Source organism: Streptomyces mobaraensis NBRC 13819 = DSM 40847 (assembly GCF_017916255.1).
Taxonomy (GTDB): Bacteria; Actinomycetota; Actinomycetes; order Streptomycetales; family Streptomycetaceae; genus Streptomyces; species Streptomyces mobaraensis.
The window spans coordinates 241,712-266,827 of the sequence record NZ_CP072827.1 but is presented as its reverse complement, the minus strand read 5'-3'; the positions used below and the strand labels follow the sequence as shown (position 1 = coordinate 266,827).

20 protein-coding genes are annotated in these 25,116 nt (G+C 73.8%); 12 read left to right on the top strand and 8 right to left on the bottom strand.

What is annotated here, in order from left to right; all coding sequences use genetic code 11:
• Positions 1 to 9: 9 nt before the first annotated feature.
• Positions 10 to 354, bottom strand: a complete 345-nt coding sequence (locus tag J7W19_RS00930) for an STAS domain-containing protein (protein ID WP_063825757.1) — start codon at positions 352 to 354, stop codon at positions 10 to 12.
• A 201-nt stretch (positions 355 to 555) separates the two neighbouring features.
• Between J7W19_RS00930 and J7W19_RS00925 the strand changes: the two genes are divergently transcribed.
• Together J7W19_RS00925 and J7W19_RS00920 are read left to right on the top strand one after the other, a co-directional pair.
• Complete coding sequence (locus J7W19_RS00925) at positions 556 to 948, top strand: hypothetical protein (protein WP_040888213.1); 393 nt, start codon at positions 556 to 558, stop codon at positions 946 to 948.
• A gap of 272 nt (positions 949 to 1,220) precedes the next feature.
• Positions 1,221 to 2,603, top strand: coding sequence for an FAD-dependent oxidoreductase (locus J7W19_RS00920; RefSeq protein WP_078587748.1), 1,383 nt, complete (start codon positions 1,221 to 1,223; stop codon positions 2,601 to 2,603).
• 33 nt (positions 2,604 to 2,636) lie between these two features.
• Here J7W19_RS00920 and J7W19_RS00915 read toward each other — a convergent pair whose 3' ends face one another.
• Positions 2,637 to 4,970 (bottom strand): collagenase, encoded by a 2,334-nt coding sequence (locus J7W19_RS00915; protein WP_004940664.1) that lies wholly within the window; start codon positions 4,968 to 4,970, stop codon positions 2,637 to 2,639.
• A 189-nt stretch (positions 4,971 to 5,159) separates the two neighbouring features.
• On the opposite strand from J7W19_RS00915, the gene J7W19_RS00910 reads away from it, so the two are divergent.
• The 3 genes from J7W19_RS00910 (at position 5,160) to uriT (ending at position 7,726) form a co-directional block, all read left to right on the top strand.
• Positions 5,160 to 5,330 (top strand): hypothetical protein, encoded by a 171-nt coding sequence (locus tag J7W19_RS00910; protein ID WP_158688733.1) that lies wholly within the window; start codon positions 5,160 to 5,162, stop codon positions 5,328 to 5,330.
• 125 nt (positions 5,331 to 5,455) lie between these two features.
• The gene (locus tag J7W19_RS00905; RefSeq protein WP_004940663.1) at positions 5,456 to 5,980 is read left to right on the top strand and encodes a TerD family protein; all 525 of its coding nucleotides are present in this window, start codon (positions 5,456 to 5,458) and stop codon (positions 5,978 to 5,980) included.
• Between the two features lie 294 nt (positions 5,981 to 6,274).
• Positions 6,275 to 7,726, top strand: a complete 1,452-nt coding sequence (uriT, locus tag J7W19_RS00900; RefSeq protein WP_004940660.1) for a uridine transporter UriT — start codon at positions 6,275 to 6,277, stop codon at positions 7,724 to 7,726.
• 85 nt (positions 7,727 to 7,811) lie between these two features.
• Here the strand turns inward: uriT and J7W19_RS00895 are convergent, their stop codons facing one another.
• Positions 7,812 to 8,477, bottom strand: a complete 666-nt coding sequence (locus J7W19_RS00895) for a DUF4360 domain-containing protein (protein WP_004940656.1) — start codon at positions 8,475 to 8,477, stop codon at positions 7,812 to 7,814.
• An 85-nt stretch (positions 8,478 to 8,562) separates the two neighbouring features.
• Positions 8,563 to 9,207 (bottom strand): DUF4360 domain-containing protein, encoded by a 645-nt coding sequence (locus J7W19_RS00890; protein ID WP_004940653.1) that lies wholly within the window; start codon positions 9,205 to 9,207, stop codon positions 8,563 to 8,565.
• A 252-nt stretch (positions 9,208 to 9,459) separates the two neighbouring features.
• On the opposite strand from J7W19_RS00890, the gene J7W19_RS00885 reads away from it, so the two are divergent.
• Positions 9,460 to 9,756: a hypothetical protein gene (locus tag J7W19_RS00885; protein ID WP_040888256.1), complete on the top strand. Its 297-nt coding sequence runs from the start codon at positions 9,460 to 9,462 to the stop codon at positions 9,754 to 9,756.
• On the opposite strand, the gene J7W19_RS00880 is transcribed toward J7W19_RS00885, so the two are convergent.
• Positions 9,704 to 10,633, bottom strand: coding sequence for an aminoglycoside phosphotransferase family protein (locus J7W19_RS00880; protein WP_004940651.1), 930 nt, complete (start codon positions 10,631 to 10,633; stop codon positions 9,704 to 9,706). The genes J7W19_RS00885 and J7W19_RS00880 overlap by 53 nt on opposite strands.
• A gap of 17 nt (positions 10,634 to 10,650) precedes the next feature.
• Entirely contained in the window at positions 10,651 to 11,832 is a 1,182-nt protein-coding gene (locus J7W19_RS00875) for an alpha/beta hydrolase family protein (protein ID WP_004940644.1), read from the bottom strand.
• A gap of 261 nt (positions 11,833 to 12,093) precedes the next feature.
• Here J7W19_RS00875 and J7W19_RS00870 point away from each other — a divergent pair, with 261 nt between their 5' ends.
• Positions 12,094 to 13,185 (top strand): amidase domain-containing protein, encoded by a 1,092-nt coding sequence (locus tag J7W19_RS00870; protein ID WP_004940642.1) that lies wholly within the window; start codon positions 12,094 to 12,096, stop codon positions 13,183 to 13,185.
• A 240-nt stretch (positions 13,186 to 13,425) separates the two neighbouring features.
• Positions 13,426 to 14,691 (top strand): polysaccharide deacetylase family protein, encoded by a 1,266-nt coding sequence (locus J7W19_RS00865; protein WP_004940640.1) that lies wholly within the window; start codon positions 13,426 to 13,428, stop codon positions 14,689 to 14,691.
• Positions 14,692 to 14,739: 48 nt separating this feature from the next.
• On the opposite strand, the gene J7W19_RS00860 is transcribed toward J7W19_RS00865, so the two are convergent.
• Positions 14,740 to 16,824, bottom strand: a complete 2,085-nt coding sequence (locus tag J7W19_RS00860) for a transglycosylase domain-containing protein (RefSeq protein WP_063825755.1) — start codon at positions 16,822 to 16,824, stop codon at positions 14,740 to 14,742.
• 332 nt (positions 16,825 to 17,156) lie between these two features.
• Between J7W19_RS00860 and J7W19_RS00855 the strand changes: the two genes are divergently transcribed.
• Positions 17,157 to 20,534: a hypothetical protein gene (locus J7W19_RS00855; RefSeq protein WP_004940633.1), complete on the top strand. Its 3,378-nt coding sequence runs from the start codon at positions 17,157 to 17,159 to the stop codon at positions 20,532 to 20,534.
• A 108-nt stretch (positions 20,535 to 20,642) separates the two neighbouring features.
• Here J7W19_RS00855 and J7W19_RS00850 read toward each other — a convergent pair whose 3' ends face one another.
• A complete protein-coding gene (locus tag J7W19_RS00850) occupies positions 20,643 to 22,073 on the bottom strand; it encodes an MFS transporter (RefSeq protein ID WP_004940631.1) in 1,431 nt (476 codons plus the stop codon).
• A 938-nt stretch (positions 22,074 to 23,011) separates the two neighbouring features.
• Between J7W19_RS00850 and J7W19_RS00845 the strand changes: the two genes are divergently transcribed.
• The 3 genes from J7W19_RS00845 to J7W19_RS00835 all read left to right on the top strand — a co-directional run bounded on the left by J7W19_RS00845 (position 23,012) and on the right by J7W19_RS00835 (position 25,037).
• The gene (locus tag J7W19_RS00845; protein WP_004940629.1) at positions 23,012 to 23,644 is read left to right on the top strand and encodes a dTDP-4-dehydrorhamnose 3,5-epimerase family protein; all 633 of its coding nucleotides are present in this window, start codon (positions 23,012 to 23,014) and stop codon (positions 23,642 to 23,644) included.
• A complete protein-coding gene (locus tag J7W19_RS00840; protein WP_004940627.1) occupies positions 23,641 to 24,663 on the top strand; it encodes an NAD-dependent epimerase/dehydratase family protein in 1,023 nt (340 codons plus the stop codon). Before J7W19_RS00845 ends, J7W19_RS00840 begins: the two co-directional genes overlap by 4 nt.
• Before the next feature lie 77 nt (positions 24,664 to 24,740).
• A complete protein-coding gene (locus J7W19_RS00835; protein WP_004940624.1) occupies positions 24,741 to 25,037 on the top strand; it encodes a ferredoxin in 297 nt (98 codons plus the stop codon).
• Positions 25,038 to 25,116 lie beyond the last annotated feature (79 nt).

Here is a 25,116-nt window from a genome sequence, read left to right as displayed (position 1 = left end):
CCGGCCCGCTCAGGCGGCCAAGGGGCCGAGCACCGTATCGGTCCCGGTCACCGACAGCAGGCGGGCGACGCCACTCTGCAACGGCCCCCGCACGACGAGCGCGGCCCCCGCGTCCGCCGCCTCCAGCCGGGCCCACAGCAGGGTGTTCAGCCCCGTGCAGTCGCAGAAGCTCACCTCGGCGAGGTGCAGGTCAAGGGCGCACGGGCGGTGCTGCCCGAGGCAGGCGCAAATGGCCCGGCGCAGTCCGGGGGCGGTGCCGAGGTCCACCTCGCCCGTGAGGCGAATGGCGGCGCGATCACCGTGGAGATCCACGCGTGTGCGCAGACGCCGTGCCGATGGGTCGGGGTTCGTCATGTGCCGCTCCCAGGGAGAGCCGGTTGGCGGGCAGGAGCCATGCTCCTCCCCCCATTGTCGTCATCCGAGAGCGGATCCCTCTTTCGAGTGGGTCGACGCGATGGTCCGTTCCTCGTACGAACCGCCCGCCGTTGGTCGTACGGATCCGCCACACGGCGGAGCGTAGGGCGATCGAACGACTACATGACGGAGTGATGCGTGATGAGTGGCCTGATGCGGATCGGTGTCGCCGTGGGCACGGTGGCCGTCGCCCTGTTCGGCCTGGCGGGCCCGGCCTCGGCGGACGACGGGGGCCGGAGCGGCGACCGCAACGTAGTGGGCGCGTCGGGCGTGGCGAGCGGCGTACGGAACAAGCAGGCCGACGACTCGTCCAACAACTGCCGGGACTCCGTCGGACTCCTGACCTCCCGCGACTGCCGCAACGACGGCGACCGCGGCCACGCCCCCACGCACAACACCGACACCTTCGACGGCGTCCTGACCGGCATCCTCACCAGCACCGCCGTCGACCACAGCAACAACTGCGGCAGCCTCGTCGCCGTCCTGGCCGAGACCCGCTGCGTCATCGTCGAACACTCGGCACGCCCCCGCTAGAGGCACCGCGCCAACTGCCGTGCGAGCGACGGCATCCCGCGGCGAGGGGCGCCCGCGCAGATGGCCGCGGGCGCCTTACGAGTTCGACCTCGACGGCCTCTTCGCATTCGGCCTGCGGCGCTTCCTGGCCGGGGTCGCCGCGCTCCTCGAAGAGGCCGGGAGCGGAGGAGCCGCGCGACCGGTAGCGTGGCCCTGCTCGGGGGAAGGAGTCCGTCTCGCCGTGGGAGTGGGGCGGCCGGAGTTGGGGGTTGTGTGTGGGTGCGACGGCAGGGGTGCGTGGGCGGCACGCGGTGGTTGTCGGGGGGAGCCTGAGCGGGCTGCTCGCGGCGTGTGTGCTGGCGGACCACGCCGATACGGTGACCATCGTCGAGCGCGACCGCTATCCCGACGGGCCGGAGCACCGGGCGGGGCTGCCGCAGGACCGGCACACGCACGTGCTGCTGGAGAGCGGGCGGCAGGCGCTGGACCGGCTGCTGCCCGGGGTCATGGACGAGCTGCGCGGGCACGGCGCCCCGGCGATCGGGATGCCCGACGAGCTGCTGCACTGGCAGGCCGGCCGGTGGTACCGCCGCACCCCCGCCACCCTCCGTTTCGTCAGCGCGTCCCGTCCGCTGGTCGACTGGGTCGTACGCCGCCGGGTGCTGGCCGATCCCCGGATCCGGCTCGTCGACGGGACGGAGGTCACCGGCCTGGTCGGTGACGCCGACCGGGTGCGGGGCGTCCGGCTGCGGGCCCGGGGCGCCGGACGGGCGGGGGAGGAGCCCGGCACGCTGGCGGCCGACCTCGTGCTGGACGCCTCCGGCCGCTCCTCCCGGGCACCCGGCTGGCTGACGGAACTCGGCGCCGAACCGGCCCACGAGGAACGGATCGACACCGGACTCGCCTACGCCACCCGCTTCTACCGGGCGGGCGCCAACGTGGGCGCGCCGTTCCGGGGCGTCTACATCGTCCCCGACGCCACCCAGCCGTACGGCGGGCTCATCCTGCCGATGGAAGGGGACCGCTGGACCGTCCTGCTCTCCGGGCTCCGGGGCTGCGAACCGCCCACCGACGACGCCGGCTTCCGGGCCTTCGCCGACCACCTGCCGCATCCCGTCTTCGGCGAGTGGATCGACAAGGCCGAGCCGCTCGGCCCCGCCCACGGCTACCGGTCGACCGCCAACGTCCGCCGCCGCTACGACCGTCCGGGCCGCCGCCCGGCGGGCTTCCTCGCCGCCGGGGAGGCGCTGTGCGCCTTCAACCCCGTGTACGGGCAGGGCATGACGGTGGCCGCGCTGAGTGCCCTGGCCCTGCGCGAGGCCCTGGACGACACCCGCCGGGTCCCGACGACCCGGCGGGTGCAGCGGGCGCTGTGCGCGACCGTCCGCCCACCGTGGAACATCTCCGCGGGCGGCGACCGCCTGCTGCCCACCGCCCTCGGGAACGCCACCGCGGTCCGGGCCGTCGACCGGCCCGGCACCTGGTACATGTCCCGCGTCGTCCGGCGGGCCACCGGCGACCCGGTCGTCGGGGCCGCCTTCCGGGCGATGACGGGGCTCGTCGTACCGCCGTCCGCCCTGTTCGCGCCGGCCGTCGCCCGGGCCGTCCTGCTGCGCCCCGAGCCGCAGGCGCCCGTCGAGCCGCCGATGCGCCCGGAGGAGGGCGGCGAACGGTGAGAGGGCGGGCCGGCGGCCCGCCCGTAAGGCCGCTCAGCTGCGCAGCGGCCCCTCACACGTGTAGTCGGAGGTCCCGCCCCGGCCGTCGGACCAGACGTCCACCGGCCCGAAGGAGCAGTTCATCTCCTCCAGGTTGGTGGAGGCGGGACGGGCCCGCTCCAGGATGAAGTAGTCGACCGTGCCCGACATGTCGCGGAACACCCGGTCGGGGTCGGCCGCGTCCGTGAGCCTCGCGGTGATCCGGCCGGTGCACACGAAGCGCCGCACCGACGGGTCCGGGCCGGCGGCGCAGGCGGGCGTCAGCGAGGTGGCCGAGGCCAGCGACGCGCCGACGGCCTCGGGGGAGGCGTCCCGCAGCCGGTCGTTGGGGATGACGTCGGTGCTGGGCACGTACAGCCCGTCCACCTCGGCGATCCGCCGGTCGAGGAAGGCGTCGTAGGCGCGCTGGAGTCCCGCGTCCTTGCCCATCCGGTCGCGCCAGGCGTCGAACCCCGTCGGGTCGTCCGCCCGCAGCAGGCCGTACATCTCGCGCAGCAGCGACGGCCGTTCCGTCCAGAGGAATTCGAAGAAGGTGCCCGCGTAGTCGTAGAAGCGGAAGCCGTCGCCGTCGTACGTGGCGTGCAGCAGCCGGTCGACGCTCATCCGCGGACCGCCGTTCGCCGTGTCCTTGATGACGCCCCGGACCAGGGACTTGCGCACCTTGACGCCGTCGCCGCGGGTGGCCCCGGCGAAGAACTCGGCCGTGCCCTCGTCCATCGCGGTGGTCCGGTCGCCCTGGTACCAGGGGCCTTCGCCGAACAGGCCGGGCACGGCCCACCGCCCGTTGAGGTAGTGGGTGTACTCGTGCCGGAACAGCTCCTCGAGGGTCAGCGAGGAGTCCTGCGGGACGCGGCGCTGGTACGTGTAGAAGGTCGCGCCCTGCTCGATGTACATGCCGCCGTTGGCGGTGCTCAGCCCGGTGAGCAGCGGCTGGAAGTCCTCGTACTGGGCGCGCGAGGCGTACAGGACGATGTTCAGGGTGGAGTTGACGTCGCCGGCCAGCGGCTTCTCGGTGCCCAGTACCCGGTGGAACTGGGCCTTCACCTGCTTGCTCGCGTAGTACAGCCGGTCGACGGTGGCCCGGTCCAGGGCGGTGCGCACCTTCATGCCGCCCCCGTCGTAGGTGTAGGTGACGGGGAAGAGGCGCCGCTCGATGTCCGGCTTGCAGACGCCGTACGCGGCGCAGGACTGGTAGTAGACCAGCCAGCCCGCCGCCTTGGCCCACGGTGAGCCGAGCGCGCCGAAGTTCCGCTCGGCGACGGGCAGCAGCGCGCCGAGGCCGGACACCGTCTCGTTCCGCAGCGCGTCGACCTCGCCGAAGCGGCCGTACTCGCCGACGGCGTCCCGCACCACCCACTCGTTGGGCGTGCCCTTCAGGTGCGTGTAGCCGGCGAACTTGCGGAACGCCTCGCGGTACGCGGCGTTGCCGGTGACGACGGTGCGGAACGCGGTGTCCTTGTTGCCCGGGTACAGGCCCAGGTAGTTGACGGACAGCCCGGCGAGCGCGGCGCCGGCCCAGGACGGGTCCTTGTACGTGGTGGTGTGGTACGGGTCCATGGTCGCCAGGACCTTGCGGATCAGGCCGAGCTGGGACTGGCGCAGCCCGGGGCCGCTGCCCGCGTACAGGGCCTCGCGCAGGCTCTCCGCGTTGGAGCGCGTGACGTCGAAGCTGTGGGCCGCGCCGCCGAAGTCGCTGATCGCGCGGCGCATGGCCTCGGCGGTCGGCGGGTCCGTGACGTCGATCTCGGTGCGCGAGAAGTCGTGGTACACGACGGCGTGGAGGTAGGTGAGCATCTCCAGCAGGTGGCCGCCGTTCCGGCCGTCGTGCCGGGGCGCGAGGGCGGATATCCGGCGGGAGACGGCCTGGACGTGCGCCTTGGACATGACGGGGGCGAGCCGGGCGTCCCAGGTCCAGATGAGGGTGCGGAGGCAGCCGTCGGCGGTGACGGCCGGGTCGGCGAGGAAGTCGGCGAACGCCTCGGGCCCCAGGCCGGTGACGCCGTCGAGCGTGCAGGGCGCCAGGCCCGGGCGGGGCGTGCCGCCCTGGTGGGCGGGCGTACGGGCGCCCGCCACCCGGCCGTCGGGGAGGCCGCCGGGGGCCGGCAGGGGGCGGGCGGCCGGCCGGGGGGCGCGGGCGAGGCGGTCGGCCCGGTCGTGGCCGTCGTCCGGCCCGGCCGTCCCCGGCGCCGCCGTCGAGGCCGGCTTCGGGGCCGGACGGCCGGGTGCGCCCGCCGGCGCGGCGACGGCCGCCGGGACGGCCGGGCCGAGCAGGGCCGCGGCGAGGGCGCCGGCGGCCAGGGTGCGGCGGACAGGTCTGTGTCGGGACACCGTTGTCTCCAGAGTGGGGGGATACGTGGGGGATTCGAGGGAGGCCGGACTTCCCCCTGGTTCGGGGTGCTTGGGGGAGACGGCCACTGAGCGCTGTGTGATGCGTAACGTAGTAATGTGACATTGCATTGACAAGACGTCAGGAGAGAAGCGGCTCGGGGAGCGGCCCCGCGCCTGGGGTACGAAGCGGTGCCTACCGCACCGAAGGCCGCGGATCCCGGAGGGCACTGCCCTCGCCCCGGTGGCGGCCGGCACCCGTACGGGCGGGAGGAGCGCAGCCGGTTCCTCCCGAGGCCGGTGTGGCGGCGGCTGTGGGCGGTCGCCCTGCCCTGGATGCTGCGGCGCTACCGGAAGTCCTGACCCGGCGGCCGGGCGCCCGCCCCGTCCCCCCACCGTGCGGTGCCGCCGGATCCCCCTTCCGGGGCCGCCCCGCTCCACGCCATCATGTGGGGACACAAGGCACCGGACCCGGGGAGGGACGACGCGTGAGCGTTTTCGGCAAGGGCATCGAGAAGGCCGAGGTGCGGCTGAAGTGGGATCCCGCGCCCTACGGCGCCGACCCGCACGACCTCGACCTGGTGATCGCCGTCCTCCGGGCCGACGATCCGCACGGCGCCCCGGCCCAGCTGGTGCACTTCGGCCGCCGCTCACCGGACGGCACCGTCGTCCTCAACCGCGACAGCCGGGACGGCAAGGGGCTGGGCTGGGACGAGGTGATGACCGTCGAGCTGTTCCGGATGTCCGAGGCCAACGGGCGCGTCGTCGTGGGCGTGGCCGCCCAGCAGACCGACGGCCGGCTCACCTTCGCGGACGTGGCCGCGCCCCGGGTGCAGATCGTGGCCGGGTACGAGGTGCTGGCGGAGGAGGACTTCGCGTCCGTGGGCGGGGCCACCGCGGCCACGGTGGGCGAGTTCGTCCGCGACGCCGGCGGGCTGTGGTCGTTCCGTCCGCTCCTGCGCGGCTTCGACGCCGATCCGGAGACCTTCGCGGAGACCATGGGCACCGCCTGACGGGGCGTGGCGACCCCTTGGGGGTCTTCGTAGCGGTCGGTGACGGCGTGGGCGTCACCGGGTGATGTGAGGGAGCTGTCCGGCCGGGAGCGGAACGGCGGACTCCGGTCAACCGTCCACAACAGGTACCTTTGGCCACGGACTGGACGTACGGGCGGTTCGTGACCTGGTTCGTTCCGGCCGACGGAACGGCCGCGCCGCGGACGGCGGAGACGATGCCGCACACCCGAAGCGCTCCGCTCCACCGCTGTCCCATCGGGCAGCGGGTGTCGCCCCCCACGAAGACGTCGAGGCATGAACGTTTCTCACACCGGCCCGCACGGCGCCGACGCCACCACCGGCGCCCCGGCCGGCCGCACCACCCGGGTGGCCGTCCTGGTCACCGCCCTCCTCACGGCCTGCATCGCCTTCCAGCTGAACGCGAGCATGCTCAGCCCCGCGCTGAAGAGCATCGAGGACAGCCTCGGCGCCACCTCCGCGGAGATCGGTCTCACCCAGACCGCGTTCTTCACCTCGGCGGCGCTGTTCTCCCTGTTCCTCCCGCGCCTCGGCGACATCCTCGGGCGCCGCAAGGTGCTGGTCGGGATGCTCGCCCTGATGGCCGTGGGCTGCGTCGTCGCCGCGCTGGCGAACAGCGTGGCCGTGCTGTTCCTGGGCCGGGTCATCCAGGGCGCGTCCGGCCCGACCGTGCCGCTCTGCCTGATCATGCTCCGCGTCGAGGTGCCCGAGCCCAAGCGCTACGGCACCCTGCTCGGCGTGATCACCGCCGTCAACGGCGGCATCGCGGGCGTGGACTCCCTCGGCGGCGGCTACCTCGCCGACCACCACGGCTTCCAGGCCGTCTTCTGGGCGATGGCCGTCGTCGCCCTCATCGCCACCGTCATGGTCGCCACCATGACCCCCGAGACCAGGGTCCCGTCGGCGCACCGGATGGACTGGCCCGGCGTCGGCCTTCTCGTCGTATCCGTCGGCTCGCTGCTCGTCGCCCTCAACGAGGCCGGGAAGCTGGAGGCCGCCGACTGGACGCTCGCCTGCGGGCTCGTCGTGGTCGCCGCGCTCGCCTTCGCCCTCTTCTGGCGCACCGAGAACCGTTCGCCGAACCCGCTGGTCGCCACGCACCACCTGAAGCAGCGCGCCACCTGGGCCACCCTGCTCACCACCGTGCTCACCATGACCGGTGTCTTCGCGGTCATGAACGGCCTGATCCCGTCCTTCGCCCAGGACGCGCAGGCCGGCCTCGGCATGAGCGCGAGCGAGTCCGCCTGGTGGACCCTCACCCCGTACGCGCTCGCCGGACTGGCCATGGGGCCGGTCGCCGGCCGGCTCGCCGCCACCTACGGCTACGGCCGGGTGCTGCGCCTGGGCCTCGCCGGTTCGGTGCTCTCCGTCATCCTGATGATCGTGACCGTGCCGGCGGACTCCCGGGTCCTGCTGCTGGTCACCTCCCTGCTGGTGGGCATCGCCTACGCGGGTGTGGCCAACATCGTCCTCAACGGGCTGGGCATCGTGCTCTCGCCCAAGGAGAACCCCGGCTTCCTGCCCGGCCTGAACGCGGGCGCCTTCAACCTCGGCGCGGGGCTCAGCTTCGCCGCGCTCTACGCCGTCAAGACGGCCATGGCGCCGTCCGACCCGTCCTCGCCCGGCGGGTACGTCGCCGGAATGATCGCCGGTGTGGTGATCCTGGCCCTCGCGATCGGGACGTCGTTCCTGATCCCGAAGCCGGTGGAGGCCGAGGCGCACGACTGAGGCGCGTCCCGCCCCTCGCCGTCCGGCCCGCCCGGCGACGCCATCCGTCGCCAGGCGGGCCGTTCCGTACCCGGACGCTCCCCGCTCACCTCGCGGGGCACTGCTTCCAGGCGAAGTGGTAGAGGGTGCTGATGTTGCCGTCCGTCGAGTCCATCATCAGGAAGCTGGACGTCTTGGAGGTGTCCGAGGTACCGGCGTCCACCCGCAGCTCGGTGTTGATGTTGAAGTAGCGCATCGCCCCGCAGGGCGCGTAGACCAGCGCGTCGATGTCCGTAGTGTCGGACGTCTGCCAGTTGTCGTTGAGCGGGCCGGTGAAGTGGTGGTTGACGAACGAGGTCTGCTGCATCCCCTGGAAGTAGTAGTTCGCCCGCTCCAGCCCCGCGGCCCCCTTCTCCAGGTGCGCGAACCCGCGGTAGTCCGCCCGCGCGACCGCGTACGTGAAGCCCTGCGGGACGTGGACGTTCAGGCTGAGCTGGCAGTTCCGGCGGGCGTCGGTGGGCTTGGAGCCGACGCCCACCTGGGCCGTGTAGTTGCTGTAGGACACGGTGAAGGCCGTGTTGTCGGGGGACACCGCCACGTTCGCGGTGCCCGCCGGACACCCCGACCCGTTGACGGTCACCACGTCGATCACGATCTTGTCCGGCGGCGGCACCCCGATCGGGGCGGCGCCCGCCGGCGGGGCCGCGACGGTCAGCAGGGCCGCCGCGGCGCCGCCGAGCACGGCCGGTCTGAGCTTGGTGGGTCCGCGCATGAAGGCCCCTCTCCCTGGTCTCCCTGGTCTCGCTGGTCCCACTGGTCCCGCTGCGCCGCGCCCGGGAGCGCGGATGAGGCACGGATCAGGAACACTGCTTCCACTCGAAGTGGTAGAGGGTGTTGACGCTGCCGTCGGCCGAGTCCATGGCCATGAAGCTGGTGGTCGACCCCGGGTCGGAGGTGCCGGCGCTCACCCGCAGCTCGGTGTTGACGTTGAGGATCCGCTGGGTGCCGCAGGGCGCGTAGACCAGCGCGTCGACGTCCGTCACGTCGGTGGTCTGCCAGTCGTCGCTGAACGGGCCGCTGAAGCGGTGGCTGGTGGAGGTCGTCTGCTGCATGCCCTGGAAGTAGTAGCTCGCCTTCTCCAGGCCCGTCGCCCCGCTCTGCAGATGGGCGAACCCGCGGTAGTCCGCCTTGGCGATGGCGTAGGTGTAGCCCTGCGGGACGTGGACGTTCAGGCCGAGCTGGCAGTTCTTCCGGAAGTCGGTGGGCTTGGAGCCGACGCCGACCTGGGCCAGGTAGTTGCTGTACGAGACGGTGAAGGCCGTGTTGTCGCCCGCCACGGCGACGGCCGCCGTCCCCGCCGGGCAGCCCGACCCGTTGACGGAGACCACGTCGATCTGGATTCTCCCCGGCGGCGGCGCGCCTTCGGCCGCGGCGGCCTGGGGGGAGAAGGCGGTGGCGGCGAGTGCCACGGCCGCGGTGCCGATGAGTGCCGGTTTCCACATGGGGATGCCTCCAGCTGCTCCGCCGAGTGACTGCGCGAGACATGCCACCACCGGTGAGGGGGCATGTACAGGTCAAGTTGAGCCGATGTGGCCGGTCTCCACCGGGCGGCCTCGCCGCCGCTTCCCCCGGCCCTCGCGGTCCCGCCTTGCCTGCCCGGCGGCCCGGAGGGACGGTGGAAGGGACGTCCCGCGCTTCCGGTCGGCGCGGAACCCGAGCGCCGGGCGCGGCACGCCATGGCGAAGGAGAGCGCCATGCGTACTCTGCTCAGGGCCCGGCTGGACACCCACACGGCCAACGAGGCGGTCAGGAACGGCACCATGGGGGCGGCCATGCGGGACGTCCTCGAACAGCTCCGTCCCGAAGCCGCCTACTTCACCTGCATGGACGGCGGGCGCACCTGCATCCTCGTCTTCGACATGCGGGAGTCCTCCGAGATGCCGGCGCTGCTGGAGCGGTTCTTCCTCGACATGGAGGCCGAGGTCGAACTGCACCCCGTCATGAACGCGGACGACCTGCGGGAGGGCCTTGAGGCCCTGCCCCGGGGGTGACCGCGGTCCCGTCCCGGTGACCGTATCCCCGCAGCCCGTCCGCCAGTTCCGCCGCGTCACCGTCCCGGAGCGCGGACAGCGCCTGCTGGAGCGCGAAGGTGCCGCGGATCGCGGCCACTCGGGCGGCCGGGCCGCGCAGGGCGGGGCCGCCCAGCGCCACCACCCGGCGCAGGAACGCGTCCCCGTACGAGGCGGCGACGGCGGCCAGGTCCACGGCCGGGTCGCCGATCACGGCCTCGTCCCAGTCGATCACCCCGCGCAGCTCGGGCAGCCCGTCCTCCGTCTCCCACAGCACGTTCTCGCCGCCCAGGTCGCCGTGGACCAGGGCGCCCGACACGTAGGGCAGCGCCTCGGCCGCCGCCAGCTCCCGCTCGGCCCGCGCCCGTCCGGCGGCGGACAGCAGCGGGAACAGCTCCGCGCGGACGTCGGACGCGAACCGGCGCCACTCGTCGCGCGGGGCCTCCGGCAGCTCCGCGCGCGGTCCCGGCTCGCCGCCCGCGCGACCCAGCGCCGCCAGCAGCGCGGCGAACTGCCGGGCCGCGGCGTCGGCGGCCTCCGGCCGGGCGAGCGCGGACGGCTCCAGCGGCGCGCCCGGCACCCGGGTGAGCACCAGGTGCGCCGGGCCGCCGGTGCCGTCCTCGACGGACAGCGGCGACGGGACGGCGAACGGCAGGCCCGCCCGGCCGACCGCCCGCAGCGTCGCCGCGCGGGCGGGGAGCCGGGCCGCCGCGGCCGGGGTGCGCGGGAAGCACAGCACTCTTCGCGCGCCGACCACCACGCGGTGGAACTGGCCCTCGCGCACGTCCGGTTCCTCTCCGTCCTCGGCCGACAACCGTGCCGTGAGCGCCGCTTGACCATCGGCGGGGCGGATCGCCATCACCTGTCACTCCCTCGTCAGGGCTGGTTGAACCGTACTTCCGGATTGGCGTGCGTCGGGCCCGCGAGCAGTGGCTGCGGGATGTGCCGCAGATGCCGGTCGAAGAAGGCGGCGACGTAGGACCGGGTGATGTCCAGCGACCGCCGGCCGGAGAGTCCGGAGCCCGGGTACGGGGTCCCCGGCGGCAGCAACTGGTCGCCGAGGAAGGGGAAGTCGGAGAACGAGAAGTGGTCGGCGCCGGCCACGGTCAGCCACCGCTTCCAGCCGTCCAGCCGGGACCACGCCTCGTCCCAGGACTTGTCCTCGCCGCCCGGCCGGTGGATCCCGTCGTCGGTGCCGAGCATCATGAACGGCCGGCCGCCGAGCCCGCCGGGGGGCACCGCCCCCTGGAAGGAACCGTCCATGTTCACCCCGGCCCGCACCCGGGGGTCGGCCGCCATGACGGCGGCCGCGGTCGCGCCGCCGAGCGAGTGCCCGGCCATGCCCACCCGCTGACGGTCGATCAGATCCGCGTGCTTCCACGGCGATCGCGAACCCGTCAGCCGGTCCAGGACGAAAGAGGCGTCCTTGGCGCGGTTCACCACGGCCGCGTTGAAGTCCTTCTCGCTCTGCGCCTTCTCGCACGCCACGCAGGTCAGCATCCGGCCGCCGGGGAAGAGCGTCCCCACCGACTCGTAGGCGTGGTCGATCGAGGCCACCACGTACCCCCGGCTCGCCAGGTCCTCGGCCAGGGCGGTGATGGTGTAGCGGGCGACGCTGAAGCCCGGGGAGAGCACCACCAGCGGGTGGCGCCCGCCCACCGGTGCCGCGTCGACGCGGCTGTGCGTGCGCGTCGCGGCGAACCGCTCCGGCGGTATGACCTTGTCCAGCTCACGGTCCTTCAGGAGCAGGCGCGCCTCCTCCGTGGTGGCGTAGGGGGCGGACGGGCCGGCCCCGGGGCGCGCGGGGTAGTGGACGTCGACCATCAGCTCGCGGCCGTCCGCCTCGGGGACCCAGAGGTCCTTGCGGCCGTGGTCGACGAGGTGGAAGGTCGAACGGCCGACGGCGTACGGCCCGGTGGGGTCGGGCAGCCGGGCGGCGGCGGTGGCGGGAGCCGGCGCCCGGGGGGTCTCCGGCGCGGCGGAGGCGGCCACCGTCGCGGTCAGGGGGAGCAGGCAGGCGAGTACGGCGGCCGAGGCCGCCCTGCGAAGTCTCGTCATGTCTGGACCTTAGGTCACAAGGTCCCCTCCTGGCAGCGGTTTTCCGCCGCCCACCGGGCCCCGGGACCACACCGGCGGACGGGCCGTCACGGGCGGCCGGAGAGGGGCCGGGAAGGGGCCGGGAAGGGGGAGCGCTGGATGCGGGGGCCAGCATTCCGGGCGTGGGGGGCTCGTGCGAAGATTCCGTGCCCGGCCCGTGTGGGCCGGGTGACAAGGGGAAACTTCGTGAAACCAACCACTCTCAGAGCAGCCGTCGGAGCCGTGCTGGCCATGGCCGTGCCGGCGGTGCTGGTGCCCGCCTCCACCGCGAGCGCCGCGCCCGCGACCGGCGCGGTGGACAAGGCGACCGTCGCCTCCTTCGGCCGGGCCGCCGACACCCTGCTGACCGAGCGCACCTCGGCGCTGCTGGACTCGGTGAAGACGCCGCGAATAGCCACCCAGCTCGACCGCAAGGTGCGGCTGGCCGCCGCCGCGGCCAAGTCGGAGCAGGCCGGGCTGACCACCCTCCAGGCGCGCAAGAAGCGGCTCGCCGGCCTCCACGAGGCGTACACCAAGGCGGACGTCCAGGTCGCCGTGGACGGGGCCCGCTCCGCCGGCGGCCGGGCGGTCGTGCGGCTCACCGAGACCACCACGCTCACCTACAAGAAGGTCCGCGGCGACGAGCCGGTCACGACCGGCTTCAAGGCCCGGCACGAGGCCCGCTTCACCGCCCGCCCGGGCGGCACCTGGGAGCTCACGGCCCTGACGACCGACGACGACGGTCCCATCGCCGTCAACGACCCCACGGTGCGGAAGCGCGTCGCCTCCCTCGGCCCCACGCCCAGCGCCCCCCGCGCCTCCACCGCGTGGACGAGCCAGTCGGTGCCCAAGCGCGCCAAGGCCGGTGTCGACTACGCGGCCATGGCCGCCTACACCGAGAAGTACTGGCGGAACTACAACCCGTCCTACCGGAAGTTCAACGAGGCCGGCGGCGACTGCACCAACTTCCTCAGCCAGGCCCTGCAGGCCGGTGGCTGGAAGCCCGAGACCGGCTCGGCGGACGACTACCGCAAGTGGTGGTACGGCTCCTCCGGCCAGTCCGACAGCTGGGTCGGCGTCAACGAGTGGTCGTGGTACGCGCTCAACTCGAAGCGCGTCACCAGCCTGGCCAACGTGTACCAGCTCGAGGTCGGCGACGTCATGCAGATGGACTTCGACGGTGACGGTTCGAAGGACCACTCCATGATGGTGACGTACCGCAGCCGGTACGGCCTCCCGTACCTGACGTACCACTCCACCAACACCTACCGGAAGTCGGTGGCGAGCATCATCGCGTCCTACCCGGACGCGGTCTACTACGCCTACCGCACCTGACCGGTGCCGCCGCGCGGCGGGCGGGCATCCCTCGCCGCGCGGACGGGGGCCCGGTCCGGCGTTCCCCGGCCGGGCCCACCGGGTCCCGCGCACCCCTGCCGCCCATTGAATCGCGTCGCTTTTGACGGCAAATGTCCGAATGAAGGCAGGGTGATGGGGAGTTGAAGTAGTGGTTCCTGTGATACTGGGGCCGGAATGTGTGTTTTGGTGGCAGGGGGTACGTAGGTGTCGAAGAGGACCATGCAGTGCGCGACGGCCCTGGTCGCCGCGGCCGCTGTCGCACTCGGGGTGTCGGGCTGCGACTCCGAAGGCGACTCCGGCGGGAAGTCCGGCGGGAAGGACTCCTCGGCGTCGCCCTCGCCGGGCGCGTCGCGGGACTCCGCCGCCGCCCACAAGAGCCGGCCGCAGAACCGCCGCAAGCCGGAGGAGAAGTGGGACGGCAAGGTCAAGGTGCTCGGCGACGGCTCCACGTCCTATACCGGCCCCCAGCCGAAGCAGCCGAAGCCCGAGAAGCTGAAGCCGGGGGAGAAGCCCCCGCAGTTCGTCGTCTTCTCCTGGGACGGCGCCCTGGAGGGCGACGACCACCTCTTCTCACACTTCCGCGAGGTGGCCAAGGAGAACAACGCCACCATGACGTTCTTCCTCACCGGCACCTATCTGCTGCCCAAATCCAAGGCGTCCCAGTACAAGCCCCCGCAGCACAAGCCGGGCGAATCCGCGATCTCCTACGCGACCGACGCGCACATCCGGGACACCCTCCAGCAGCTCCGCGCCGCCTGGCTCGACGGCAACGAGATCGGCACGCACTTCAACGGCCACTTCTGCGGCAAGAAGGGTGGCGGCGACTGGAGCGAGACGGAGTGGAAGAGCGAGATCGAGCAGGCGTACTCCTTCGTCCAGCACTGGAAGACCAACACCGGCTACAAGGACCTGCCGCCGCTCCCCTTCGACTACGAGAAGGAGCTGGCCGGCGGCCGGGCGCCGTGCCTGGAGGGCCAGCAGAACCTGCTCAAGGCGGCGCGGCAGTTCGACTGGCGCTACGACGCCAGCTCGCCCGGCGACTTCCAGATATGGCCGTCCCAGATCGACGGCATATGGAACTTCCCGCTGCAGCTGCTGCCCTATCCCAAGAGCGAGAAGCAGGTCCTCTCCATGGACTTCAACTTCCTCTACAACCAGTCCGGTGACGAGACCAAGGGCGATCCGAAGAAATACGCGGAGTGGCGGAAGCTGACCCGGGACGGTTACCTCAACGGCTTCGAGCGGGTCTACCACGGAAGCCGGGCGCCGCTGTTCATCGGAAACCACTTCGAGGACTGGAACGGCGGCATATACATGAAGGCGATAGAGGACGTCGTGAAGTCCGTGTGCAAGCGCGACGGCGTCCGCTGCGTCTCCTTCAAGCAGCTGGCCGACTGGCTGGACGTCCAGGACCCCGACGTCCTGGCCCGGCTGCGCGGGCTCGACCCGGCGCAGTCCCCGGACTGGAAGTCGATCGTGAAGTAGACCTCGGGCACGGCCCGGGGCGGTCAGGGGACCGCCCCGGGCCCCCGCTCACGAGCGGCCGGTCATGTACCGCGTCCAGATGCCGAGCGGGACGGAGGCGGGGGACGGGCCGCCGCCCTTGGCCTTCCCCTTCCCCTTGGCGTCGCTCTTGTCCTTGCCGTCCCCGCTCCCGTCCAGGGGCAGCAGTTCCTGCGTCTTCGGGTCGATGCGGGCGAGCGACACCGCGGTGGACAGGTCCCCCCGGTACCCGACGAACCAGGCCGACTTGGCGTCCTGAGCCGTGCCCGTCTTGCCCGCGGTGCCGGGCCCGGCGGCCTTCGCCGCCAGCGCGGTGCCGTGCCGGACGGCCTCCCGCAGCGCGTCGTCCACCGCCTTGGCCACGGGGGCCGGCAGCGCCTGCCGCGGCTTGGGCCGCTCCACGGGGACGTCCGCCCCGTTCCGGCGGAGCCCGCTCACCGAATAGGGGTCGGTGTGCCGGCCCTCGGCCGCGAAGGTGGCGTAGGCGTCGGCCATGCGGATCGCGCTGGGCGTCGAGGTGCCGAGCGAGAACGACGGCAGCTTCTCGCCGAGGCTGCTCTCCAGCAGACCCGTCTCCACGCCCACCTTGCCGACCCGGTCCAGGCCGACGTCCATGCCGAGCTGCATCATCGACGTGTTGACCGACTGCGCGACCGCGTTCTTCAGCGAGATCTTGCCCCAGGACTTCCCGTTGTCGTTCTCGGCCTTGACGATCTTCCCCGAGCGGTCCCAGTACGGGCCCTCCGGCGTCAGCAGGGAGATCTTGTCATCGCCGTCGTACAGCGTCGCCGGGGTGACGGGGGTGCGCGGCTTGCCGCGCTCCTTCTGGACGCCGTCGCGCAGCGCCGCCGCGTAGACGAACGGGGTGAAGGCGCTCCCGGCGGGCACCACCGAGGAGTTGGCGTCGTTGAAGCCCTGCTTCAGATAGCCCTCGCCGCCGTAGAGGGCGGTGATGCGCCCGTCGGTGGTCACCGAGGCGGCGCCGATGCGCAGGTCGCGGTCGGGGTGGTCCGGGTCCGGGCCGAGGGTCGCGCGCGCCTTGCCGACGGCCTTGGCCAGTGCCTCGACGCGGCGCCGGTCGAAGGTGGTGTGGATCTGGTAGCCGCCCCGGGCGAAGTCCTGGTCGGAGACGTCGCTGTGCGCGGTCACGTACGCCCGCGCGGTCTCCACCAGATAACCGGTCTGGCCCGCCAGCCCGGTGGGGTGCGGCGGGCGGACGGGCTCGGGGAAGCGGGTGTAGGAGGCCCGCTCCTTCTTCGAGAGCTTGCCGATGGCGACCATCCGGTCCAGGACCCAGTTCCAGCGCTCGACCGCGCGCTCGTGGTTCTTGGCGCTCACGGCGGGGTCGTACAGCGCCGCCCCCTTGAGCAGCGAGGCGAGGAAGGCCCCCTCGCTCGCGTTCAGCTCCGAGACGTCCTTGTCGTAGTACGCGTGGGCGGCCCGCGCGATGCCGTATGTACCCCGCCCGTACCAGCTGGTGTTCAGGTACTGCTCGAGGATCTCGTCCTTGGACAGCTTGCGGTCGAGCTTGATGGCGATGAACATCTCGCTGAGCTTGCGCGAGAACGTCTGCTCCTGGTTCAGGTAGGCGTTCTTCACGTACTGCTGCGTGATCGTGGAGCCGCCCTGCGTACTGCCGCCCGTGATCATCTTGGTGACGGCGCGGAGCATGCCGCTGGGGGAGACGCCGCTGTCGGAGTAGAACGTCTCGTTCTCGGCGGCCAGCGCGGCCCAGCGCACCTTCTCCGGGACCTTGTCGAGGGGCAGGTCCTGCCGGTTGACCTCGCCGGTGCGCGCCATCTCGGTGCCGTCGGCCCAGTAGTAGACGTTGTCCTGCTGGGTGGCGAAGGCGTTGAGGTCGGCGGGTATCTCCGTGCGCGCGTACATGATCGCCAGGAGGCCGGTGACGACGCCGACGCAGCTGAATATCAGCCCCAGGGTCTGCCGCCACGAAGGGACCCAGCGCCGCCAGCCCGACCGCCCCGGGCGCGGGTACGCCGGACGCAACCACCGCCCGAAGCGGCGCGCGGTTCCCTGACGAGTGCCCAGCAGCCGGCGGAGGCCGGCGGGAGCGGCGGCTTTCCGGGCATGTGCCCCTTTACGACGTTCGATCACTGCTCGACCCTATGGGATGGGATCCCATAGGTTTGTGCCGTTCTGTCGCGAAAACATTACGGTTCCCTGTGCGTTCCCGCCGGGGCCGGAACCTCCACCGTGACCGGACGGAGACGCGGGCGGAACGAAGGCCACCGTTTCATCCCGGTACGAAGGTTACGCCTGTGACCGGATGACGCTCACGGGGGGCCGGATGGTTCCCGGGACCACCGAGGAACATGACGGCGGCTGAGGGGAACGTTCCCCGGGGCCCCGGCCGTCCGTCATCCCTTCATCCGCTCATCCGTTAATCCATTGGCCGGAAACGGCCCTGACCAGGCACACTTCGCGTCATGGTCCACACCGCCGACGCGCTGCTCGCCGTTCTCGACCCCCTCCCGCACCACCACCGGCTGCGGCGGCTGGCCCTGAGCGTGCCGGGTCTCGTCGAGCGGGGCACGCTCACCGCCGTACTGGACGAACTGGACGGCCGCGGCGACTACGAGCGCCGGCTCGCGGCCCTGGCCGCCCTGGTCGGCCGCCAGGAGCACTTCCTCGCCGCGCGCCTCGCCGACCCGGACCCCGTCGTCGCCGGCTACGCGCTCCGGGGCGCCCGGGCCCTGCCGCTGCCGGACGCCGCGATCGAGACGGCGCACGAGGACGCGTCCGCCGCGACCCGCGACCGGATCGCCCGCTTCCTGTGGGCCGGGGACCGCCCGCGCCTCACCGAACGGCTGGTGACCCGCCTCCGCGAACAAGGGGACGACGCGGAAGCGGCCCGGCTGCTCCCCGGCTGCTCGCCGTCGTTCGTGGCCGCCGCGCTGCCCGGCCTCGCGCACGCCGTCACGGCACCGGTGCGCCTGGCCCGCCGCCACCCCGGCCCCTTCCTCGACCAGGCCGAACGGGACCTCGCCGAACGCCCCCGGGGCACCGGGCGCACCGACTGGTGGCAGCGGCACGACGGCGCCCTGGCCGTCACCACGGCCACCCACCCGGAGCGGGTACTGACCCTGCTGGAACGCCATGGGCCCGGCACCCTGCCCCACTGCCTCCGCCGGTCCGCCCGCGCCCTCGTCGCCGCGGACGCCGAGCGCTTCGTCCGCTGGCTCCTCGCACCGGAGCGGGACCACCCGCGCTACGAACCCCATCTGCCGTCCGGGGCGTTCCGGGCGCTGGTGCGGGCCGATCCGCCGTCCCTCCCCCAGCTGGGCCGCCACTGGACGAGAAGCACGCCGCACCTGACGGCCCTGGTCAAGGCGGTGCCGCCGAGCCGCCGCGGCGCGTTCCTCGCCGAGGTCACGGCGGCCGACGAGCCCGGCCGGGTGCCCTTCGGCGACCTCGACCTCCTCCCGCGCGAGCGCCGCTGGGCCGAGGTCCGGAGGTCCCTCGCCGAGCCGGACGTGGAGCAGATGTTCTGGCTGGACCTCCTGGACACCCGTGCGCACGGCCCCTTCGACGAGGCGCGGCCCCACCTGCTCGCCGCGCTCGACCGCCCCGACGCGGGCGACCGCGCGGCCGTCTGGCCGCTGCTGGTCGCCTGCGCGGGACGCGACGGGGGACGGGCCGGGATGGCGGAAGTGCTGGAGCTCATGACGCGGCGGCTGCGCAACGAGCGGGATCCCGTACGCGCCGACGCCCTCGGCGCCCTCGCGGACCTCCACCCCGCCCGGTTCGCCGACGAGGACACCGCGTTCCTCGACCGGATCCTGCTGGACGCCCTCGGCGCCCGGGACGCCTCGGCCGCCACCCGGGACGCGCTGCGCCGGCTCGCCGCCGGCCTGCTCGTCGAGCACGGTACGGACGACGGCACCCGGCCGGCCCTCCTCCAGTGGGCGCTGCACGCCTTCGAACGCATCACCGGACACATGGGCGACCAGGACTTCGGGCCGCTGCACCGCACCCTGCGGCGCGGCCAGGAGCACCGGCTCTTCGAGGTGCTGCGCCCCTGGCTGGAAGCCGCCCACGAAAAGGCGGACCACCGGCTGCTGTTCGCGTTCACCGCCGCCCTCGGACGGCGGGCCCACCGGATGCCCGCGCTGCAGAGCATGCTGGAGGACGCCCTCGGCACCGGTGACGACGGGGCGTTCACGACGGCGGTCCGGCTGTGGCTGGAACCGCCCGCGACCCGCGACGAACGCGTCGCCCGCGTCCTGGAACGCGAGCCCTCCGCCGCCGCCCTCCCGCCCGTCCTGGACGTCCTCGCCGCGCGCCGGACGGACCTGCTCGACGGCCTCCTCGGCGACCGGCCGCCGTACGGCCGCTTCCTGCCCCCGGGCGCCGACCGCCCCCTGCCAGGCCCCCGCCACGGCGACCGGCTGCTGCCCCGCCAGCAGGAGGCGGTCGTCCGGGTGGCGCGCGCGGTCGTCACGGACGCGTCCCGGCCGCTGCCCGAGCGCGCCGCAGCCCTGCGCACGGTCGCCGGACTGCCCGCCGGCCACCGGCTGGTGGTCGATCAACTGCATGCGCCGGACGTGCTCCTGGCCGAGGCCGCGCTGGCCGCGCTGCCCCGCGGCGGCCGGCCCGGGGAGACCCTCGGCACCCTGCTCGGCCACGCGGGCGGCGACCGCGCCCGGGTGGCCGTGTACGCGGCCGGCCGGGCCGCGCGGTCCGTCACACCGTCCGAGCTGGCCCGCCGGCTGGAGGACGTGCTCCTGCGGCAGCCGGACGCGAAGGTGACCAGCCGCAAGGAGGCCGTCCGGCTCGCGGCCCGGTTCCTGCCGGCACCGCGCGCCGCGGCGCTCCTGGCCGCCACCTACCGGATACCGGACCAGCATCCCGACGTCCGGGCCGCGGTCGTCGCCTCGGCGGCGCGGCTGCCCGGCGCACCGGACGCGTGGGCCGTGCTCGACGACGCCGGCCGCGGGGCGCCGCAGGTCCGGCAGGCGCTCCTGGCCGCCGTGCCCTGGCGACTGCCCGCCGCGCACCGCGCCCGGTACGCGCGGCTGGTCGCCGGCGTGTGCTCCACGGAGGACCCCGAGGTCCGTGAGGCGGCGCTCGGCTCGCTGGCCGACTGGGCCCCCTACGCTCCCGGGGCCGTTGCCGTGCTCCGCGAGACCGTCACCGACTTCGACGTTCGTGTGGGCTGGCTCGAGGCGGCCCGGGCGCTGGCTTCCCTGGCCGTCTCCGGACTGCCCCACCCCGTCGGAGGCGCCGCGCCCGGCAGTCTGCTCCACGACACGATCGGCGAGCTCCTCACCGCCGTCCGGCGCGCGGAATACGACGCCTGCCCGGACCGCGACCTTCCCGCCCGCCAGCGGCTGGACCGACTACTGCAGGGCGTGCCCCACCGCCCGGATCCCGGGCTCGTCCCCGTCCTGGAGGCGGTGGCCGCCCAGCTGGCCGGCGAGCCCGCGTTCGCCGAGGCCCGCGCCGGCCTGCTGCGCGGCCTGGTGGACCGGGAACACGAACTCCCCGGCCTGTGCGCGCGGTTGTCCGCGCTGGCCGACGCGCTCCGAGGCCGACCCGGGCTCGCCTGCCGCACGGCCGGCTACCTGGAGCGCCAGATCGCCGGCGCGACGCCGCCGGACCCGGCGGTCTTCCTGGCCGCGGCGCGGCACTCGGCCGCCGCCGACGGCGTGCCGGGCGGGCTGCTGGCCGTCGCCCTGGTGGCCGGTCAGGGGCGGCGGCTGGGGTGGCCCGAGGAGTGGCGGGTCCTGCTGCGTGAGTTGCGGCGGCACGAGGACGGGGACGTGCGGGCGGCGGCGTGGGAGGCCGTGGTGCACTACGAGTGACGCTCGGCTTCGTACCGGTAGGTGAGGGTTGCCCCGGCCCCTCGCTATCGCCGTTTCCTGGGGGCGGAGCCCCCCGACCCCCTGAAACCACGCTTCGCGTGGTTGTCCTCAAACGCCGGACGGGCTGGGGGGCGCCGCTCCCTCCGTCTCGCCTGCCGTGTTGCGTCGTACGACCAGCAGGGCGCAGGCGAAGGCGGCCGCCGCCGCGGCGACGGCGAGGGCGTAGCGGGCGCCGGTGGGGGAGTCGGTGAGGCCCCAGGTGGCGGAGGCCAGGGCGGGGCCGAAGGTGAAGCCGAGGTTGCGGGAGAGCTGAACGGCGGAGCCTGCCGTTCCGGCGGCCTTCGGGGGCGCCGCGTTCATCACCAGGGCCTGCGTGGGCCCGCCGTACAGGCCCATGCCGGCCCCGGCTATGGCGAGCCGCCAGACGATGTCGCCCGAGGACCAGTCGTGGTCGCCGAGGAGGGTGAGCAGGAAGAGGCCGAAGGTGGTGAGGGCGGCGCCGGCGACGGCGGTCGGCCGGTGGCCGTAGCGGTCGGCGAGGCGTCCGCCCAAGGGCCCGGCCACGCCCATGGCGAGCGGGAACGCGAGGACGGTCAGGCCGGTGGCCGTCGCCGACAGCCCGCTGTCGTCCTGCAGCCGCAGGGCCACGACGTAGTGCATGGCACCGAAGCCGCACGCGAGCGCGAACACCGCCCCGTAGACACCCTGCGTACCCGAGGCACGCACGACGTCCACCACCGGCCGGGCGCCCGGCCCGCGCAGCCACCGCACCGCGGGCGGCAGGCCGGCGAGCGCCAGCAGGAGCCAGGCGGGGGAGGAGGGGGCGAGGGTCAGGGCGAGCAGCAGCGCGGTGATCGCGCCGCCGACGAGCGCGGCGTCCGCCAGCAGCCGGCGGTCGGGCGCGACGAGACGGCCCCGGGCGGGCAGCGCCCGGCGCGCCACCAGCAGGGCCGCGAGGCAGAACGGCAGCTTGACGAGGAACACGGCACGCCACCCGAAGGCGTCGAGCAGGACACCGCCCACGGCCGGTCCGGTGACGGCCCCGAGGGGGCCCAGGGTCGCCGGGACGCTCATGGCCCGGCCGCGCAGGTGCGGCGGCACGGACCGGGCCGCCAGCACGGGCATCAGGACGAACAGCACGGCGGCGAACGCCCCTTGGAGCACGCGCGCGGTGGCCAGCATCGGCATCCAGGGCGACGCCGCGGAGAGCAGACCGCAGAGGGCGAACCCGGACGTGGCCGTCAGGACCGCCGGCCGCAGCCCCGTGCCCGTCCCGCCGCCGCTCAGGTCCAGCCAGCGGCCGGCCGGCAACAGCAGCGCGACGACGGACAGTTGGTAGCCGAGTACCGTCCACTGCGCCATGGAGGGGGAGACCCGCAGGTCGTGGGCGATGTCGGCCAGTGAGACGTTGACGATGTTCATGTCGAGCATGGCCACGAACGAGAGCACTCCGGCGATGCCGACCAGCACCCACCGGGGCCGTCCGTCCTCGGCCGGGGGCCGCGTCCCCTCCGGCAGTTCCTGCGTACCGTGCCGCATCGTTTCCCCTCCGAGGCCGTGAGGCCGCCGTTGACCGGAACCGGGTGTCGAGGGCGCTCGCACCCGTGCCCCGCCACCGGCGCGGCCCGCGCCCCGGTGGTCGGACGATCGTTCGCGGTGGGACTCCCCGGCCGGGCCGGATTCCGGGGGCTCCCGGTCTCGTCGGGGGAAGGACACCGCCCTGAGGAAGTCGGCCGGAGGGGCACGCCGGTTCCCGGACGGCGGCGGGGAACGGACCCGGCCCGTACGGCGTCCGGTCCGGCGGCCGGTGCCCCGGAGGCTTCCCCCTCCCGCAGGCCAGGATGGCACGCCGGTACGCCCCGGCGGACGTCCGGATACGGCCGCTTCCCGCGCCGTCCGCGCCACGCCTCTGGCGCCCCCGCGGCACGGCGGGGCCACACGTGCCCCGGAGACCGAAGGCCGGTTCCCCGTCTTGCCTTTCGGCTCCCGGGCGCGTTGGTTGTGCTTGTCGCGGGCGCCGGTGGGGAAGGCCGGGGAGAGGAGCGCCCGCGACGGACACGGCCCAACTCGGTGCCGCTGCCGCACCGGTGGCCGTTCAACCGTGGCTCCTGCCCGGTTGAACACCGGCAAGTCGCGCTCCGCGAAGGAACTTTCGGCAGGTCACCGTACCGTGCTCGGCCGCGGCCGCCGCGGGCGGGGCCGGCCGCGGAACACCGCCCGCCGGCGAGGCGCGCGGCGGGGCCGGACGCGCCCCGGGCTCGAACGCCGCTTTCCTTGAACGGCCCCGCGGGCGCATCGTTTCGGTACGCGGCGGCAGGGAGCTTCCGTCCCCCCTGCCCCGGTGCCGGTTCGCCGCGAACCGGCCATGGAGCGCCTTCTCGCCGTCGGCCCTCCCGGACCCGTTCCCCATCCCTTCTCCCTCATGCCGTCGGCCGCCGCCGGCTCCCCGACGGCGCCCCCTACCGAAAGGCTCCTTCATGGACGTACGTGAACTGAGGATCGCCGGCGCCTTCCACTGCGTCCCGGACAACTTCCCCGACGAACGCGGCCACCTCGCCTCGCCCTTCCAGGAGGAGCCCTTCACCAAGGCCACCGGGCACGGCCTGTTCCCCGTCCGGCAGACCAACCACAGCCGCTCCCGCCGCGGGGTCGTCCGGGGCGTCCACTACACCACGACCCCGCCGGGAGGGGCCAAGTACGTCCACTGCTCCCAGGGCAGGGCGCTGGACATCGTGGTGGACGTACGCGTCGGATCCCCCACCTTCGGGGTGTGGGAGTCGGTGGTGCTCACCGCCGAACACCCCAGCGCCGTCTACCTCCCCGTCGGGGTCGGCCACGCCTTCGTGGCCCTGGAGGACACGGTGATGACGTACCTCCTCTCCGTCCCCTACACCGCCGCCCACGAACAGGCCGTCTCCATACACGACCCGGCGCTGAACCTCCCCGTCCCCACCGAGGACGTGATCCTGTCCGACCGCGACCGGGTCGCCCTCACCCTGGACGAGTCCGCCGAGCGGGGCATGCTGCCGGACTACGAGAAGTCGCTGGAGATCGAGGCCGCCCTCTACGGCGCGTACCCGGGCGACCGCCGTGAAGGGAGCGGCGCGTGAACGCCCAGGACGGCAAGCGCCCGCTGGTGACCGTGCTCGGCGCCTCGGGGTTCATCGGCTCCGCCGTCGCGGCCGAGTTCGTCCGGCGGCCGGTCCGGCTGCGCCTCGTCACCCGAGGACACCGCCCCCCGGCCGCCGTCGCCGACGCCAAGGACGTCGAACTGCGCACCGCCGACGCCACCGACCCGGCGGCCCTCGCCGCCGCGGTCGACGGCTCCGACGTCGTCGTCCACCTGCTGGCCGACCTGTCGGGCGACATCAACTGGCGGGGCGCGGACCCGGTCGCCGAGCGCGTCAACGTCGGCACCATGCGGCACCTCACCGACGTCCTCCGCCCGGGCCCCGGCGGCCGTCCGGTCACCGTGATCTACGCCGGGGCGGCCAGCCAGGTCGGCCTGACCGCCGCCCCGCGCATCGACGGCTCCGAGCCCGACGAGCCGCAGGGCGCCTACGACCGGCAGAAACTCGCCGCGCAACGGGTGCTGGAACAGGCGACCCGGGCGGGCGACGTCCACGGGATCACCCTGCGCCTGCCCACCGTCATCGGCTGCGCGCCCGGCCGCACCACCTCCAAGGGCGTCGTGGCCGCCATGACCAAGCGCGCCCTGGCCGGCGAGCCCATCACCATGTGGCACGACGGCACCGTCCTCCGCGACCTGCTGCACGTCGACGACGTCGCCCGCGCCTTCGCGGCGGCCCTGGAGCACGGGCACGAACTCGTCGGCCGGCACTGGCTGATCGGCAGCGGCCACGGCGAACCGCTGGGCGCCGTCTTCCGCCGGATCGCCGACCTCGTCGCGGAACGCACCGGCCGCCCGCCGGTCTCCGTCCTCACCGTCGACCCGCCCGAATACGCCGAACTGGCCGACTTCCACAGCGTCGAGATCGACGCGTCCGCGTTCCGCGGCGTCACCGGCTGGCAGCCGCGCCTGACCCTGGACCAGGCGCTGGAACGCACCGTGGACGCCCTCTACCGGCACACCGTGGACGCGCCGGAGGGGCCCGGACCGCGGCCCTGAGCCGCGGTCGCCGAGCCCGTACCACCGTCCCACCGCCCGCGCCCCGCCCGCGCCCCGCCCGCCCCGAGGAGAAGAGAATGCCCGAGCCCCGCACCGCGCCCGACGTCCCGCCACAGGACCGCCCCGCGGCCCCCGGACCGGCCGCCACCGCCGGCCGCTGGCGCATCGAGGTGGACCGGAACGTCTGCGCCGGCACCGGCCTGTGCCTGGGGACCGCCTCCCGGCACATGCGCCTGGACAACGGCAGGGCCCGGCCGGTCGCGGAGGTCGTCGACCCCGACCCCAGCGTGGCCGACGCCGCCGACACCTGCCCGATGGAGGCGATCACCGTCCGCGACGCCGCCACGGGTGAAGTCCTCGCGCCGGAGCGGTAGTCGGCGCCCTGGTACGACCGCGTCATCCGAATGTCCGTCTTCGACTGTTCGCCTTCGACTGTCCGTCTTCGACCCGAGG

Coding starts and splice junctions, on each gene's coding strand:
- J7W19_RS00885 (WP_040888256.1), top strand. CDS start 9,460: ATGCGTACTCTGCTCAGGGCCCGGCTGGACACCCACACGGCCAACGAG.
- J7W19_RS00890 (WP_004940653.1), bottom strand. CDS start 9,207: ATGTGGAAACCGGCACTCATCGGCACCGCGGCCGTGGCACTCGCCGCC.
- J7W19_RS00865 (WP_004940640.1), top strand. CDS start 13,426: ATGCAGTGCGCGACGGCCCTGGTCGCCGCGGCCGCTGTCGCACTCGGG.
- J7W19_RS00845 (WP_004940629.1), top strand. CDS start 23,012: ATGGACGTACGTGAACTGAGGATCGCCGGCGCCTTCCACTGCGTCCCG.
- J7W19_RS00850 (WP_004940631.1), bottom strand. CDS start 22,073: ATGCGGCACGGTACGCAGGAACTGCCGGAGGGGACGCGGCCCCCGGCC.
- J7W19_RS00925 (WP_040888213.1), top strand. CDS start 556: ATGAGTGGCCTGATGCGGATCGGTGTCGCCGTGGGCACGGTGGCCGTC.
- J7W19_RS00930 (WP_063825757.1), bottom strand. CDS start 354: ATGACGAACCCCGACCCATCGGCACGGCGTCTGCGCACACGCGTGGAT.
- J7W19_RS00835 (WP_004940624.1), top strand. CDS start 24,741: ATGCCCGAGCCCCGCACCGCGCCCGACGTCCCGCCACAGGACCGCCCC.
- J7W19_RS00855 (WP_004940633.1), top strand. CDS start 17,157: ATGGTCCACACCGCCGACGCGCTGCTCGCCGTTCTCGACCCCCTCCCG.
- J7W19_RS00895 (WP_004940656.1), bottom strand. CDS start 8,477: ATGCGCGGACCCACCAAGCTCAGACCGGCCGTGCTCGGCGGCGCCGCG.
- J7W19_RS00875 (WP_004940644.1), bottom strand. CDS start 11,832: ATGACGAGACTTCGCAGGGCGGCCTCGGCCGCCGTACTCGCCTGCCTG.
- uriT (WP_004940660.1), top strand. CDS start 6,275: ATGAACGTTTCTCACACCGGCCCGCACGGCGCCGACGCCACCACCGGC.
- J7W19_RS00880 (WP_004940651.1), bottom strand. CDS start 10,633: ATGGCGATCCGCCCCGCCGATGGTCAAGCGGCGCTCACGGCACGGTTG.